Here is a 14836-nt window from a genome sequence, read left to right as displayed (position 1 = left end):
TAATAGGTTTGTAATAACCAAAACCTTTCCCATGCGTTGGTTTATCAGGGGATGCATCGAAGTGCTGACGATCATCCTGCAAGTATTAAGCAACAATTTCCTGAATGTGATCTCCCTGCTGCTGATCTATTTTATCATCGGCGTATCCGACCAGGGGCAGGATATGATGATCAATCTCAACCTCCGTTTCGGCGGGCCGCTCAGTTTGTATTTTTTATTGGGTATCATGTCGCTGGTGCATTGGCAGTTCCCCAAGTTTTTCAGCGACAGGGCACTTAAACTACCCCGGTGGACCGACCTGTTCAAGGGTGAATTCTCATCCCCGGTGCATGGCCCGGTTTATGAAAGGATCGTTCCGCGGCTATTTGGTGTGCTTACCTGGTTCCTGCCGGCTTATGGCATCATCAAAGCCATGAATAAATACAATGTGTATGTGGAAGGTGCCAATGACTGGTACCGCTATAATCCTAACGCTACCGCGTACCTGCTTTGTACAACCGGGCTGGTAGGTATTGCTTTGTGGAACGACTGGTTCCTGCGTTTTTATCAATGGTTGCTCAAAAGCCCCAAAGGTAACTGGGCCTATGCCATCATTTGCGGGTTCCTTGCTTTATTGCCTTTTATTTTCTGGCCTTTTAACTATGGGCTGCCTTCCAGCCAGTTCTTTATATGGCTGGGCTTTACCAGCTACGGGCTGCTTTTTGCCATGCTTACCAGCACCCGCTGGCTCATAGTGGAGCAATCGCATGTAAAACTGATCTGCTGGCTTTTCAGTGATAAAACGATCAACAGGCTGGTATGGATACTGGCGGGCATTGCAGCGCTGGTGTTTATTGTAATGATGATCTGCAACGGTTTCAATATTGTTTTTGCAGCATCTTACCGCTATACGCTTTCCATAGTTTTTTGCGGGGTTACTTTTTATGTAGTGATACTCACACTGGTGCGTTACATGAGCAAGCGCCATCAGCGGAATTATATGGCCGTTGCACTGCTGGTAATGCTGGCGTTGGTGCACTGGAACCCGGAATATTTTCACCGGGTACAAAAGATCACCCCGGCGCAAAATGCACAGCCTGCGCCAACACTAAGAACATATATGGCGGGATGGTTGCGCTCCCGGCAGGCCGCATTGCAGGGAGATACCGCCAAGGCCTACCCGATAATATTGATCAACTCCTATGGTGGTGGTATACGTGCGGCTGCTTGGACCTGCCTGCTGGTAAACCGGCTGGATTCCCTGACCGGTGGCGCTTTTCAGCAGCATGTTTTTTGTTATTCCGGCGCTTCAGGCGGCACGATCGGCTCATCGGTACTTTGTGCCAATGGATTTAATGAACAGTTCAAAGCGATCACTTCATACAGGGAAAAAGACCTGAAATACCATGATTTCTTTTCGGATTATGATTACCTCACAGCCGACCTGGTGGGTCTGCTGGGCAATGATGTGCTGTACAGTGTAATTCCGGGTAACCGTTTCCGTGACCGTGCTGTATTGCAGACCACCTGTTGGGAAAAAGCTTATGAGAACTGTTTTGGATCGCCGGTGTATGGACAGGATTTTTTTGCTACCTGGAGTGATCCTGCCAACAGTTACAAAACACCTTTATTATTTTCCAACTCTTCCGAGACCACGCATGGCAATAAAGGCATTATTGCACCGGTAGAATTGAGTTCGGTAGATTTTATGGGCGATGAACTGGTGAAAAGACTGATGGAACCCGGTACCAGTATGAAGCTGAGCACAGCAGCCTTTATGAGCGCCCGTTTTCCTTATGTAAGCCCTGCAGGCGAGGTAGGAGTAAGCGGCCGTTATTTTGTGGATGGGGGCGTAAAAGAAAATTCCGGCGCAGAAACGAATTTTGCTGTAAAAACCCTGCTGGACCGGGTGATACAGGATTCGCTGGGAGGCAATAAGGGGCAGTTTCCCATTATCTGCATATCAATTAAAAATACACCGGTAACCAATAAAATAGTGGAAGAGCGGAAAACAGTGAACCAGTTAACAGCGCCTGTAAATATGGTGATCAATGCAGGGCTTGCCGGGGCTACTGCCAAAGCCGACTCGATCAACCGGTTTGCATTCGGATCTAAATATTTTTTATTTTATCCGCAGGCTACAAAATTCAGTGAAACCGGTACGAATATTTTTGGAGTAGATCGTACCGAACCCGTTAATCCTGTGCTGCCGTTGGGCTGGCAGATATCGGGGCTGGCACTGCATTATATGGAAAAAGCAATTGATGATAACAACCAGTTGAAGCCTGGTGAAAATAATATTCCTGCTTTTTTACGGGCTTTCAATGATCTCAGTCACAGGTAATGATTAAAAAACAGGCAGGATTATTGCCCTGTGTGTGTCAAAGCAGTGGAGGCTACCCGCAATGATTGCCGGCGGTGCAAGGGTAAGCCGCTGCTTTATTTTGTACGCTTAAATTCAATATCTTCGCCTGCGCTTAAAAATTTTATTCATGTCAGCAATTCCGATACTGGTTCTGCATGTTGACGACGACCAGGATGACCGTACCTTATTTTCCCGGGCAATGCATAAAGCCGGCATTGATGCCAACATTGTGCATGCTGCAGATGGCGCTGAATGTTTACGTAAACTGGAAACCATTACTCCCGAAATTATTTTCCTGGATATCAATATGGCCGGTATGAATGGCAAAGAATGCCTCAAAAACATCAGGGCAGAACAACGTTTTGACAGCATCCCGGTAATAATGCTCAGCACTTCCGATCATGTGTCGGATATAGAAGAAACTTTTGAGTCGGGGGCCAGCCTGTTCACCGTCAAACCTTTTCGTACGGACGACCTGGTGGTATTGCTGAAAAATATTTTTACAGGCAACTGGAGGCAGCACCTGTTGCAACGGAACCGGGCATCTTATGTAAGAACAGTCGTATAGTTTTAAGTTGGCGTATCTTTATTGTACCAGGCAATAAGGCATGAAGCATATAAACAAAAAAGAAATTCCTTTTGAACGGGTATTGTTCTTCAGCGATGCAATAGTTGCAATTGCCATTACATTGCTGGCGCTCGACCTGAGGCTGAATCTTCCTGAAGGACATCATCTTACTTTTAACGACCTGCTGCTGCCCTGGAAAAATTATATTTCCTTCATTCTTTCCTTTATCAATATTGCCAGCTTCTGGCGCACCCATCACCAGATGTATACGTATATACATAAGATGACGGACCGCACGATGAGTTATAATATTGCCTGGGTATTCTTTATTGTTACGCTGCCATTTGCCACCAGCCTCTTAGGTACACACTTTGGCGACCCTGCTGCAGTGTTTTTATACAGCCTCAATATTTTTGCTTTATCAGTTTGCCAGAATGCCATCTGGGACAGTGCAGATATAAAGCCTGATTTTATTGATACAGAAAAATTACCGGATGAGGAACGCCAGCGCTTCCGCATCATGTTCAACCTGGATATGATCAATGGTTTGCTGTGCATTGTATTGAGTTTTTTTGTACCTAAAATTGCTTTCTTCCTGTTGTTTTTTAAAGTGCCTGTTTTCTTTTTTGCCACCATTTATGTTGCAAGACAAAGGCATAAAGATGTAAAGGCAAAAAGAAATAACGATGCTAATGAAAATACCGTAAACCAATAAACCAATAAACTTCAATGCATAAGCATTATTTTATAACCATCACCCTCTTATTTGTTTTTTGCTTTAAAAGTGTTGGGCAAACGGAAGAAAATGAGCTGCAGGGCAAATGGTACATGTTCTCCCGGAACAGGGTGGTGGGGTTAGAATTTTCCAAAGACAGGATCATTACAAAACAACTTAACTGGGACCTTAGTGAGAGAGAACCGGGTAGGGAGCAGGTGCAACGTATAACGCATTCAGCAAAGGCGAATGGCAATACCTATGTATGCCTGCGAACGGACGATGATACTGCGAATCAAATACGGGTGAATACTTTCAGGATAGTGCGACCGGGTAAAGAAATGCTCTTTGTGATCAACTCAACTGAAAAACTATTCACAAATATGGATAGTGTGCAGCAATACATTGATCATGATGTTACGGATAAGTACGGATTTAATTTGTATAGCCAGGCAGAGATGGAGCAATTTAAAAAACTCAAGAAGATCAATACAATGACAGCGCCGGATTTTGAGATATATGTCGGCAAGATCATTCATCTACGCTCGGTAGAAGATAGTCTGTCAAAGCAATTGGCCGATCCGGAACCATCCGGGATAATTTATTATGGCTATTCAATGCTCAGGGTCTTTTTTTTAGAGATCGGTTATGATCCGTTGGTGACCACTAAAGAGTTGGACGATCTATTCAAACGTTTTGCAGATACCCCGGCAGCCAAAAAGTTGCTGGGAGGGCATTGAACAATAAAACCGTTTTCAACCTGTCAGAATGCAAATATCTTTTCCAGTTCAATAACATGTTTTCCCTCTTGTAAAACTTTCGGTGCCTTTGCCATTTTTTCAGCAAGCGTAGCAGTGGGCATGGGCCTGAACTTTTTGAACAAACCGATATTGTTTACAAATTTTAAAATGCCTGCAATGCGGCGTTCACCAGCACGGTCGGTATTGGTGCGGAGCAGCAGCCCCGGTTTGAATATGATAAAGGAAGGAAATGCAAGTTCGCCGATTGTATCTTCCAGCTCGCCTTTTATTTTAGAATAAAATACCCTGCTGCTGGCCGCAGCACCATAAGCAGACAGCAGTACTGCACAGGGAATGCCGTTTTGTTTGGCGATGGTTGCAAACTGTAAGGGGATCTCGTAATCGATATGCCGCTGTTTTTCTTTGGAGCCGGCTGTTTTTAAAGTAGTGCCCAGACAGGAGAACCAAACAGCACCATTGATGAACGGCGACACTTCTTCGAGGTTGTCAAAATCAGCAATGATCTCCTGCAATTTGGGATGAGAGATCCCTGCAGAGCGGCGTACAAATAGCACAACAGTGGTGTATTGCGGGTCCTGCAACAAAACGTTTATGAGGTCTTTACCGGTAGCACCGGTGGCTCCAATGATCAGCGCTTTCATGGTTGTTTTTTTAATTACCAGGTAAACATAATTATACTTTACAAACTTTAAAATGAAGTGCGGTATTAATTTTTTGATCTGCCTGTTCTTTGTTCTTATTACTGCAAAGCTGCAGATTAAATGAGTGGCGCACCTGGCACAAATATGTCAAAAGATCACTGGTGGGCTAATTTTTGCCGGATGCGGGTGAGTGTTTGTCTTTCTATACCGAGGAAACTGCAAAGTTGCGAAAGGGAAACCCGGTTGAATAAAGTGGGATGCTGTTCCACAAAATCAAGATAGCGTTCTTCAGCGGTTTGAAATATAAAACTTTCAATACGTGCCTGCTGCCTTTTTAAGATCTCTTCGGCAACCAGGCGGCCGTATTTTTCAAAACCCGGTAACTGTTGGTACACCCATTGCATGTCTTCAAATGAAAGGCAGATCATGGTGGTAGGCTCCAGGCATTGAATGGAATAGCGGCTGGGTTGTTGCGTGATGAACGCGGCATAATGTGTGGCATAATCCGCCTCAGCATAAAAACCCACGGTTATTTCATTGCCTTCATCATCAATAAAAAAAGAACGCACCAAACCCTTTGCAATAAACCCGATCGCTTTTTGCACTTTTCCTGCCTGCAGAAAAAGCTCTTTCTTTTTTAATTCTTTAGAATTGGTTTTTAAAGCAAACTGCGCAAGTTCAGCATCAGCAATGCCGGGGCAAATGGATTTTACCGACGCTGTAAAAATTGCTGTGCCAGGATCAGATACCGGCTTGTCAGTGATCTTTGCCATATTGTAATAAACAAATGCTTATTGTTGACAAATATAAGTATTCATTGCCGCCCGTTACAGAACATTTCGTTCAGTGATAAAGCAACTCCATTCACAATTGTTGAACTCAAGGGAAACTTGGCATGTACTTTTGTACCTTTAAGATATACACAATAAGCAACCAGCAATGAATAATGTAGAAATAGGGATGTACTGTTTTTGGGCTGGTCTTATTATGACAGCTGTGGTAACTATATTTTCAACCTTGTATCATAAGTATAAGAAGATACATTCTTTTACACTTGTTCTTTCAGAAAATAAAGTGATCCTGCAAAAGAACCGCTTTACAGCTATTATGTCTTCAACAAATTATTTTTTTATTCTGACCTGCTTTACATTTTTTATAGGTACAAATAAATATGATCCTGCACTTCAATTAACGGGAATCTATTTTATCTGCCTTGTGCTTGCAGCATTGAATTATTGGACAAGAATAAAATTCAGGGTGCAATTTGATCTTGTAAATAGAACGGTATTGAAAAAGGCTGCACAATACTCTTTTGAAGGCTGTACTTTAGAAGCCAGCAACAGGAATTACTGGATAACCGATGATATCACCTCTTATGGATTGTACCTGGTAGACAGCCAAAAAAAATACCGGCTTATATATGGTTACTCTGTTTACACAGACATTGAAAAACTCCGGCAGGAGCTGGCGCATTTACTGAACATGGCGTAACCGCTCCCATTCCTTTTTATTTTACTGATAATTATCATCTTCCCATTTGACGGTCGTCATTGTTCCACAGCTATTGTATTGCCATCTTTGAGCTATAAAAATCGGCACAATGGAAAACTATTATGAGCTGGACCATGCCACCTACCAATTGTTCAGCATGGAAAATAAAAGCTGGCAAAGCAGTATCAGCCAGCAGGTGAGTGAAATACCGGTGTGGAAAGACATGCTGATGGCAGGAGGCAGCTGCATAAGCGAACAACGCCAACAAAACGAAAATAATGGCAGGGATATATTGTACAGCCAGTTGTATCACCAGCAAATGCAGATGACAAAACTGGAAGAAGACATTAAAGCCCAGCAGCAAAGGCTTACCAATAGTTTTCAGCAAAAGCATACCGATGATATTGAATCCCTTTGCATACAGGATATCCTGCGGCACCGCATTGGCGCCATTGAAAAAACCTATATCGATCTAAAATGCAATTTTCTGCAGTACCTGTCAAAAAGAATTTAACGGAGGGGCGAATCCGGAAACAGATAAAGACAGTGTTCAATAGTTTCTATCTAAAGCCACCGGGTAGTCTTGCCATGGTGGCTGCTTTTAATTAAAATCAATCAATATAAAAACGATCACATCCATACCAATACAATGCTACCACTGCGGTGATAACTGCAGCGATGAGGATATTGTTTTGAATGATAAACATTTTTGCTGCGAAGGTTGCAAGCAGGTATTCCTGCTGCTGAATGAAAATGATCTTTGCGTGTATTATGACATAGATCAAAATCCGGGAATAAAAGCCAAAGGTAAATTTATCAGCGACCGCTTTGCCTACCTGGATGATGATGAAGTGCAGCAAAAACTGGTGCAGTTCAGCAGTGCCACACAGATCAATATTGTTTTTTCGTTGCCACAGATGCATTGCTCTTCCTGCATTTTTTTACTGGAAAATTTACATCGCATTGATGCAGGTATCATACGTTCGCAAACCAATTTTCAGCGTAAAGAAGTATTCATTGTATTTGACCCGCAAAAGATATCGCTGCGCAAAGTAGTGGAACTGCTGGCCTTTATTGGTTACGAGCCTTCCATTAGTTTAAAAGATACCGTTGAAAAAAAGAGCAACGGTTTTAACAGGCAACGCATTTATAAAATTGGCATTGCAGGCTTTTGTTTTGCCAATATCATGATGCTGAGTTTCCCGGAATACTTTTCTTCGGGACACATTGAACAAAAAGGGTTAAAAGAAACATTTACCTGGCTCAACTTATTTTTATCGCTGCCGGTATTACTGTACAGCGCTTCCGGTTTTTTTATTGCTGCATGGAAGGGTATCCGCCAAAAGTTTTTGAATATCGATGCGCCTATTGCATTGGCCATACTGGTTACTTATGCACGCAGTTATTACGAGATCATCAGCGGCAGGGGAGCCGGCTACCTCGATTCCGGTACCGGTATCGTGTTCTTTATGCTGATAGGCCGGTGGTTCCAGGATAAGACCTATGATTCTTTTTCATTCGACAGGGACTATCTTTCTTATTTTCCATTAGGCGTTAGTGTGGTAAAGAATGGGACTGAAAAAAGTATTCCTGTAACACAATTGCAAAAAGGCGACCGCATTATTATACGCCATGGCGAAATGATACCTGCCGACAGTGTTTTATTGAACGGCGCAGCCAATATTGATTACAGTTTTGTAAGTGGCGAAAATATACCCGTGCAAAAGCAGGAAGGCGACTTATTGTATGCTGGTGGTAAACAAATGGGCGGCGCCATAGAATTGCGGGTGGCAGGCGCAGCATCGCAAAGCTATATCACGCAATTATGGAATAACGATGTTTTTCATAATAAAAAAAATAAGGAACGCTCTTTCATTCATCCCTGGAGCCGGTATTTTACACTGGCGCTGTTTACAGTTGCCATTGGTACACTGATCTTTTGGTGGATCAATGATCCTGCAAAAATATTGCCCGCAGTTTCTTCCGTACTCATTGTTGCGTGCCCTTGTTCTTTATTACTTTCCGCCACATTTACTTATGGTAATATGCTGCGCATTTTTGGAAAAAATAAAATGTACCTGAAAAATGCAGCTGTTATAGAATCGCTGGCGAAAATTGATACCATTGTTTTTGACAAGACCGGCACCATCACGCAAAACCATGCTGCAGGCATTAGTTATAAAGGCACGATGCTATCAGGAAAAGAGCAGGCCGTTGTTCAAACCGCAGCCGCACAATCATCGCACCCGCTGAGCAAGATGATCGCTGCATGGCTGCAGGTAAAAAGCAGTAATAAAGTGCAGGCTTTTAAAGAACACACCGGTAAAGGGTTACATGCTACGATAGATGGAATGGATATTAAAATGGGCGCTGCGGATTTTATGGATAATGATAATGCAGTGCATGATACAGGAACCCATGTGCATGTAATGCTGAACAATGTTTACAAAGGGAAATTCGGCATCAACAACAAATACCGCGACGGGATAACAAAGCTTATTCAAAACCTGGATCGCCGGAATTTTAAAATGGCAGTATTATCCGGCGATAATGCTGCAGAAAAAAATAACCTGCAGCAATTATTCGGCAATAATGTGCCCTTGCTTTTTAACCGGTCGCCACAACAAAAACTGGAATACATACAAAAACTGCAATTACGGCAACACAATAATAAAAACAGCAAAGTATTGATGCTGGGAGATGGACTGAATGATGCCGGCGCATTGATGCAAAGTGATGTGGGCATTGCTGTAAGTGATAATGCCGCTCAATTCTCACCCGCCTGCGATGCGATACTGGAGGGTGAAAAACTATGCTTACTGGATCAATTCATTGCCTATGCCCGTTCCGGAAAAAAGATCGTTACAGCAAGCTTTATACTGTCTGTACTGTACAATATCGTTGGATTATCTTTCGCTGTACAGGGCCTTCTCTCGCCCATGGTGGCAGCCATTTTAATGCCGGCAAGCAGCATCAGCATTGTATTGCTGGTAACCCTTTGCTCCGGTATCAGCGCCCGCTTAAAAGGGTTCAACTGATCACTATCATATACCCGCTTGACGTACATCAGTTTTTAAAAAAGCAACTGCGGCTACTTTTGAAATGTATAAAAAAATCAACGCTTGAGCGCATTATTCATATTGATCGGTATCAGCATTGTAGTGGCAGGCGGCTTTCTCACCGCTTTTTTATGGAGTGTGCGGTCTGGCCAGTTTGATGACGATTATACACCTTCTGTAAGAATGCTTTTTGACGATACGAAAACCAACAATACTTCCGGCAGTGACCAGGATCTAACTCAAACCAAAAAATAAATTATGCAGGTAGAAAAATTTTATTACGACAATAAGATAGTGAGAAATTTTGCTTACGCCACAGTGGTATGGGGAGCCGTGGGAATGCTGGTAGGCCTGTGGGTGGCATTGCAACTGGTTTTTCCGGCGTTGAACATTACACAATACTTTTCTTTCGGGAGGATACGCCCGCTGCACACCAACGCCGTGATCTTTGCCTTTGTAGGCAATGGCCTTTTTATGGGCGTGTACTATTCGCTGCAGCGGCTGTGCAAAGCAAGAATGTTCAGCGATAAGCTGAGTTATATCCATTTCTGGGGATGGCAACTGATCATTGTTGCCGCAGCTATTACATTGCCATTGGGTTTATCGCAGGGTGCAGAATATGCGGAGCTGATATGGCCGATAGATCTTGCGATCACAGTTATCTGGGTGATATTTGGATGGAACATGTTTGGCACCATCATTAAAAGAAGGGAGAAGCACTTATATGTTGCCATCTGGTTTTACATTGCCACATTTGTTACGGTTGCAGTATTGCATTTAGTACGTTCCGGCGAATTGCCTTATACCTGGTTAAAAAGTTACAGCTGGTATTCCGGTGTGCAGGATGCACTGGTGCAATGGTGGTACGGGCACAATGCGGTGGCCTTCTTTTTAACCACACCATACCTCGGCCTGATGTATTACTTTATGCCTAAAGCTGCCAACAGGCCTGTGTATTCTTACCGGCTTTCTATCATTCACTTTTGGGCGCTGATATTCTTATACATCTGGGCTGGGCCGCACCATTTGTTATACACTGCATTGCCCAACTGGGCGCAATCACTGGGCGTGGTATTCTCCTTTATGCTCATCTTCCCCAGCTGGGGCGGAATGATCAACGGCTTGCTTACACTGCGGGGCGCATGGGACAGGGTACGCGACGACGTTATATTAAAATTTATGGTAGTGGCAGTAACCTGCTATGGCATGGCCACTTTTGAAGGACCGATGCTGTCGCTGAAATCTGTAAGCGCCATTGCACATTACACCGACTGGATCATTGCCCATGTGCATGTAGGCGCTTTGGGATGGAATGGTATGCTCACCTTTGGCGTGCTGTACTGGATCATACCAAGGATATTTAAAACTGACCTGCACTCTAAAAAAATGGCGAACCAGCATTTCTGGTTGGGTACACTCGGCATTTTATTTTATGCAGTACCCATGTACTGGGCGGGCTTTCAGCAAAGCGCCATGTGGAAACAGTTTACTGAAGCAGGCCAGTTGAAATATACCTTCCTGGAAACGGTTACTTACATGAGACCATTTTACGCCATGCGTTCATTGGGCGGTACGCTATACCTGGTGGGTGTGGTGCTGATGATGGTGAATCTTTATAAAACAGTAAAAGCAGGAAGACTGGTAGCCAACGAAGAAACAGAAGCCGCTCCATTGGTAAAAGAATATGTGCCGCACAAAGGAGAGCACTGGCATCGATGGATAGAAAGAAAACCGGTACAACTGATGATACTGAGCCTGGTGGTGATACTGATCGGTGGATTGATAGAACTGGTGCCAACATTTTTGGTGCAATCCAATGTGCCCACAATCAGCAGCGTACAACCTTATACACCACTTGAACTGGAAGGCAGGGATATTTATGTAAGGGAAGGATGCTACACCTGTCACTCGCAAATGATACGCCCCTTCCGCAGCGAAACAGAACGCTATGGAGAATATTCCAAAGCAGGAGAGTTTGTATATGATCATCCTTTTCAATGGGGCAGCAAACGTACCGGTCCCGACCTTGCGAGAGAAGGAACCGGTAACCTAAAAAAGACCAATGGCTGGCATTTCCGTCATTTCCGGGAGCCATCATCTATGAGCGAAGGTTCGGTGATGCCTGCATATCCTTTCTTATTGGAGAACGACCTGGATGTTTCTAATACCGCTGCAAAAATAAATGCCATGCGCAAACTGGGAGTGCCTTATGAAAAAGGTTTTGAGAATACTGCACTGGCAGACCTGAAGACACAATCGGAACAGATCGCCAACAGCCTGGTGAGTGACAGCATCCGCATCTCTTCCAAAAAAGAAGTGATCGCCCTGATCGCTTATATACAGCGCCTGGGAACTGATATCAATAAAAATAAAACCGCCACCACTAATAACTAAACCATGTACAAATTCATCAAGCAATACACCGAAACCATGACTAACGCTAATGTATATCCTATGATATCCTTATTCATCTTCCTGGTATTTTTTATCGTGCTGCTGGTATTGGTAAAAAAAATGGGCAAGGATAGGGTGGAGGAATTGTCCAGTATACCTTTTGATAAAGATGAACCTGCTAACTCAACCTTATAAAATTAATTGTATGTGTTTTACCCGTTTCTTCAATAAAAAAATATTCCTGCTTTGTACAATGCTCCCAGTAATTACAACCGCTATGGCGCAGGATGCCACAGCAACAGAAAAAACAACCACTTCCGGTTATAATATGCTGGCCATACTTTTAGTGGTGATGACGGTGGTACTGGCATTTGTGCTGTGGGGCCTTGGCCAGGTACTGATTGTACTGAGCAGGCAGTTGCTGGAAAAAAGTAAAGCCGGTACAAAGATCATTACCACTGTGCTGGTATTGTTACTGGCATTTAGCGCCAGCAATGCTTCGGCGCAGGATGCTGTAAAAGAAGCCGCAACCGTAGTGCCTAATTACGGCGGCCTATCTTCCACTACCTTTTACATGTTTGTTACAGTGATCGTGACCGAAGTGCTGGCTATCCTGTTTCTCGCATTTTCTATCCGCCGGGTATATATTGAACTATTGCCGGAAAAGAAAACCGTTGCAAAAACGGCCGGCCTTAAAAAATGGTGGGCCAACCTGGATAAGAAAATATTCACTAAGGCAATTCCGGTAGAGCAGGAAGCTGATTTTGTACTGGATCATGACTACGACGGCATCAAAGAACTCGACAATGCTTTACCACCCTGGTGGAAGTATGGATTTTATATCACGGTCGTGGTAGCTTTTATTTACCTGCTCAATTTTCACGTATTAGGAAATGGTAAAAACCCAACACAGGAATATATAGCGGAGATGGAAGCAGCAAGGATACAAAAAGAAATTTTTGAAGCGGCCAATAAAGATAAGATCGATGAGAATAACGTGCCGATGGCCAATGCTGCAGGGCTTGCCAATGCCAAAGAAATTTTTACCACCAAATGCTGGCCCTGTCATGGTAAACTCGGTGAAGGCGGCGCTGGTCCCAATCTTACCGATGATTACTGGCTGCATAAAGGATCGCTGAATGATATTTTTCACAGCATCAAAAATGGTTATCCCGATAAAGGCATGCAATCCTGGGCCAATGATTTTACACCTAAGGAGATCAGTTTTTTAGCCAGTTATGTTAAAACATTACATGGCAGCAATCCCCCAAATGCAAAAGCGCCACAGGGAGAATTGTTTACAGAAGCTGTTGCAGATACTATAAAAACAATAGTAAAAGATACTGCTGTTATAAAAAAATAAGCAGGCGTTATGGAAGAAACTATTACACAGGACAAACAGGGCAGCTTTCGTGATTCGGTAGCCACCATCAGCAGGGAAGGTAAAAGAAATTTTATCAGTCCTAAAAAACCGAAAGGAAGATTATACAACCTGCGCACAAGGTTCAGTATACTTTACCTGGTAATTTTCTTTACGCTGCCATTTATAAAACTGCATGGCGAGCCATTGCTGATGCTGAATATAATCGAGCGGAAATTCATCTTATTTGGCATGGTGTTCTGGCCGCAGGATTTTTTCATTTTCGGTATTGCCATGCTGGCCTTTGTGGTTTTCGTGATCGTATTTACGGTGGTGTTTGGCCGCATATTCTGTGGCTGGGCCTGTCCGCAAACCATTTTTATGGAAATGGTATTCCGTAAAATAGAATACTGGATAGACGGTGATGCAGCAAAGCAAAAGCAACTGAAGGCAATGCCCTGGAATGCAGAAAAGATCCGGAAGCGGGCAGTTAAGTTCATTATCTTTTTTGCTTTATCGTTCATCATTGCCAATTTTTTCCTGGCCTACCTGATCAGTATGGACGAATTGATGGGCTATTTACAAACACCTGCAGCTCATATTGGTACCCTGGTATCCCTATTGATCTTTACCACTGTTTTTTTCTTTGTATACTGGTGGTTCCGGGAGCAGGCCTGCATTGTTGTTTGCCCTTACGGAAGATTGCAGGGTGTATTGCTGGATAAGAACTCTATTGTTGTGGCGTACGATCATAAACGCGGTGAGCCAAGGGGTAAATTAAAAAAGAAGAACGACCACGACTGCAAATGCGTGGACTGCAAGGAAGAGGGTGCCTGTAAAAGTATCACAGCAAAATTTGAAGCCATGATCCCGCAGGGCGATTGCATTGATTGTGCGGCCTGCGTAAGGGTGTGCCCAACAGGCATCGATATACGAAATGGTACGCAGCTGGAATGTATCAACTGTACCGCCTGTATCGATGCCTGCGATGCGATCATGAAAAGTATTGATAAACCTGCAGGACTGATCCGATATGCGTCTGAGAACAGCATTGCCAAAGGAGTGCAGCTGAAATTCACTACCAGGATAAAAGCATACACAGCCGTATTAAGCCTGTTGCTGGCATTGTTGGTGTTTTTACTGGTAAGCCGCACCGACCTGGATGCAAGACTGATGCGTACAGCGGGCATGACCTACACTTCGCTGCCGGATGGGCGCATCAGCAACCTGTACAATTTAAAGCTGGCCAATAAAACACATGCTGATATACCCTTTGATCTGAAACTGGAAAATATCAATGGCGAGATCGAATACGTAGGTAGTAGTACGCTGCTGGTAAAAAAAGAAGACTATTCCCACCTGCAGTTTTTTGTAAAACTCAATCGCAGTGATGTTAAAAGCTGGAAGACCGAACTGAAGATAGGCATGTATGAAAAAGGAAAGAAAATAAAGACCATCACAGCCAAATTCATTGGTCCTGAAATTTATAACTGATAAAATAAT

General features: G+C 43.6%; 14 protein-coding genes. 12 read left to right on the top strand and 2 right to left on the bottom strand.

What is annotated here, in order from left to right; translation table 11 throughout:
* Positions 1–31 precede the first annotated feature (31 nt).
* From QM738_RS03590 to QM738_RS03575, 4 genes are all read left to right on the top strand, one after another.
* Complete coding sequence (locus tag QM738_RS03590) at positions 32–2323, top strand: patatin-like phospholipase family protein (protein ID WP_462275315.1); 2292 nt, start codon at positions 32–34, stop codon at positions 2321–2323.
* A gap of 148 nt (positions 2324–2471) precedes the next feature.
* The gene (locus tag QM738_RS03585) at positions 2472–2912 is read left to right on the top strand and encodes a response regulator (RefSeq protein ID WP_462275314.1); all 441 of its coding nucleotides are present in this window, start codon (positions 2472–2474) and stop codon (positions 2910–2912) included.
* A 40-nt stretch (positions 2913–2952) separates the two neighbouring features.
* Positions 2953–3627 (top strand): TMEM175 family protein, encoded by a 675-nt coding sequence (locus QM738_RS03580; RefSeq protein WP_462275313.1) that lies wholly within the window; start codon positions 2953–2955, stop codon positions 3625–3627.
* 14 nt (positions 3628–3641) lie between these two features.
* Positions 3642–4367, top strand: a complete 726-nt coding sequence (locus QM738_RS03575) for a hypothetical protein (protein WP_462275312.1) — start codon at positions 3642–3644, stop codon at positions 4365–4367.
* Between the two features lie 23 nt (positions 4368–4390).
* On the opposite strand, the gene QM738_RS03570 is transcribed toward QM738_RS03575, so the two are convergent.
* Positions 4391–5029 (bottom strand): NAD(P)H-binding protein, encoded by a 639-nt coding sequence (locus tag QM738_RS03570; RefSeq protein ID WP_462275311.1) that lies wholly within the window; start codon positions 5027–5029, stop codon positions 4391–4393.
* 155 nt (positions 5030–5184) lie between these two features.
* Positions 5185–5802: a Crp/Fnr family transcriptional regulator gene (locus QM738_RS03565; protein ID WP_462275310.1), complete on the bottom strand. Its 618-nt coding sequence runs from the start codon at positions 5800–5802 to the stop codon at positions 5185–5187.
* A 166-nt stretch (positions 5803–5968) separates the two neighbouring features.
* On the opposite strand from QM738_RS03565, the gene QM738_RS03560 reads away from it, so the two are divergent.
* The 8 genes from QM738_RS03560 to ccoG all read left to right on the top strand — a co-directional run bounded on the left by QM738_RS03560 (position 5969) and on the right by ccoG (position 14827).
* Positions 5969–6520, top strand: a complete 552-nt coding sequence (locus QM738_RS03560) for a hypothetical protein (RefSeq protein WP_462275309.1) — start codon at positions 5969–5971, stop codon at positions 6518–6520.
* 109 nt (positions 6521–6629) lie between these two features.
* On the top strand, positions 6630–7034 hold the full coding sequence (locus tag QM738_RS03555; protein WP_462275308.1) for a hypothetical protein: 405 nt from the start codon (positions 6630–6632) through the stop codon (positions 7032–7034).
* 100 nt (positions 7035–7134) lie between these two features.
* Positions 7135–9558, top strand: a complete 2424-nt coding sequence (locus QM738_RS03550; RefSeq protein ID WP_462276695.1) for a heavy metal translocating P-type ATPase — start codon at positions 7135–7137, stop codon at positions 9556–9558.
* Between the two features lie 84 nt (positions 9559–9642).
* Positions 9643–9834 carry a cbb3-type cytochrome oxidase assembly protein CcoS gene (ccoS, locus tag QM738_RS03545; RefSeq protein ID WP_462275307.1) on the top strand — a complete coding sequence of 64 codons (192 nt, stop codon included), beginning with the start codon at positions 9643–9645 and terminating at the stop codon, positions 9832–9834.
* Positions 9835–9837: 3 nt separating this feature from the next.
* Positions 9838–11973 carry a cytochrome-c oxidase, cbb3-type subunit I gene (gene ccoN, locus QM738_RS03540; RefSeq protein ID WP_462275306.1) on the top strand — a complete coding sequence of 712 codons (2136 nt, stop codon included), beginning with the start codon at positions 9838–9840 and terminating at the stop codon, positions 11971–11973.
* A gap of 3 nt (positions 11974–11976) precedes the next feature.
* Positions 11977–12168 (top strand): CcoQ/FixQ family Cbb3-type cytochrome c oxidase assembly chaperone, encoded by a 192-nt coding sequence (locus QM738_RS03535; RefSeq protein WP_462275305.1) that lies wholly within the window; start codon positions 11977–11979, stop codon positions 12166–12168.
* Between the two features lie 58 nt (positions 12169–12226).
* Positions 12227–13336, top strand: a complete 1110-nt coding sequence (locus QM738_RS03530; RefSeq protein ID WP_462275304.1) for a cbb3-type cytochrome c oxidase N-terminal domain-containing protein — start codon at positions 12227–12229, stop codon at positions 13334–13336.
* 9 nt (positions 13337–13345) lie between these two features.
* Entirely contained in the window at positions 13346–14827 is a 1482-nt protein-coding gene (ccoG, locus tag QM738_RS03525) for a cytochrome c oxidase accessory protein CcoG (protein ID WP_462275303.1), read from the top strand.
* The last annotated feature ends 9 nt before the right edge of the window (positions 14828–14836 follow it).

Origin of the sequence: Ferruginibacter sp. (assembly GCF_049840995.1) — a bacterium.
GTDB lineage: Bacteria > Bacteroidota > Bacteroidia > Chitinophagales > Chitinophagaceae > Ferruginibacter.
The sequence above is the reverse complement of the archived record's forward strand: the minus strand, read 5'-3'. Positions and strand labels throughout refer to the sequence as shown.

Excerpts from the sequence above, each read along its gene's own strand:
- QM738_RS03565 (WP_462275310.1), bottom strand. The coding sequence starts at position 5,802 with ATGGCAAAGATCACTGACAAGCCGGTATCTGATCCTGGCACAGCAATT.
- QM738_RS03570 (WP_462275311.1), bottom strand. The coding sequence starts at position 5,029 with ATGAAAGCGCTGATCATTGGAGCCACCGGTGCTACCGGTAAAGACCTC.
- QM738_RS03580 (WP_462275313.1), top strand. The coding sequence starts at position 2,953 with ATGAAGCATATAAACAAAAAAGAAATTCCTTTTGAACGGGTATTGTTC.
- QM738_RS03555 (WP_462275308.1), top strand. The coding sequence starts at position 6,630 with ATGGAAAACTATTATGAGCTGGACCATGCCACCTACCAATTGTTCAGC.
- QM738_RS03560 (WP_462275309.1), top strand. The coding sequence starts at position 5,969 with ATGAATAATGTAGAAATAGGGATGTACTGTTTTTGGGCTGGTCTTATT.
- ccoN (WP_462275306.1), top strand. The coding sequence starts at position 9,838 with ATGCAGGTAGAAAAATTTTATTACGACAATAAGATAGTGAGAAATTTT.
- QM738_RS03590 (WP_462275315.1), top strand. The coding sequence starts at position 32 with ATGCGTTGGTTTATCAGGGGATGCATCGAAGTGCTGACGATCATCCTG.
- QM738_RS03530 (WP_462275304.1), top strand. The coding sequence starts at position 12,227 with ATGCTCCCAGTAATTACAACCGCTATGGCGCAGGATGCCACAGCAACA.
- QM738_RS03575 (WP_462275312.1), top strand. The coding sequence starts at position 3,642 with ATGCATAAGCATTATTTTATAACCATCACCCTCTTATTTGTTTTTTGC.
- QM738_RS03535 (WP_462275305.1), top strand. The coding sequence starts at position 11,977 with ATGTACAAATTCATCAAGCAATACACCGAAACCATGACTAACGCTAAT.
- ccoG (WP_462275303.1), top strand. The coding sequence starts at position 13,346 with ATGGAAGAAACTATTACACAGGACAAACAGGGCAGCTTTCGTGATTCG.
- QM738_RS03585 (WP_462275314.1), top strand. The coding sequence starts at position 2,472 with ATGTCAGCAATTCCGATACTGGTTCTGCATGTTGACGACGACCAGGAT.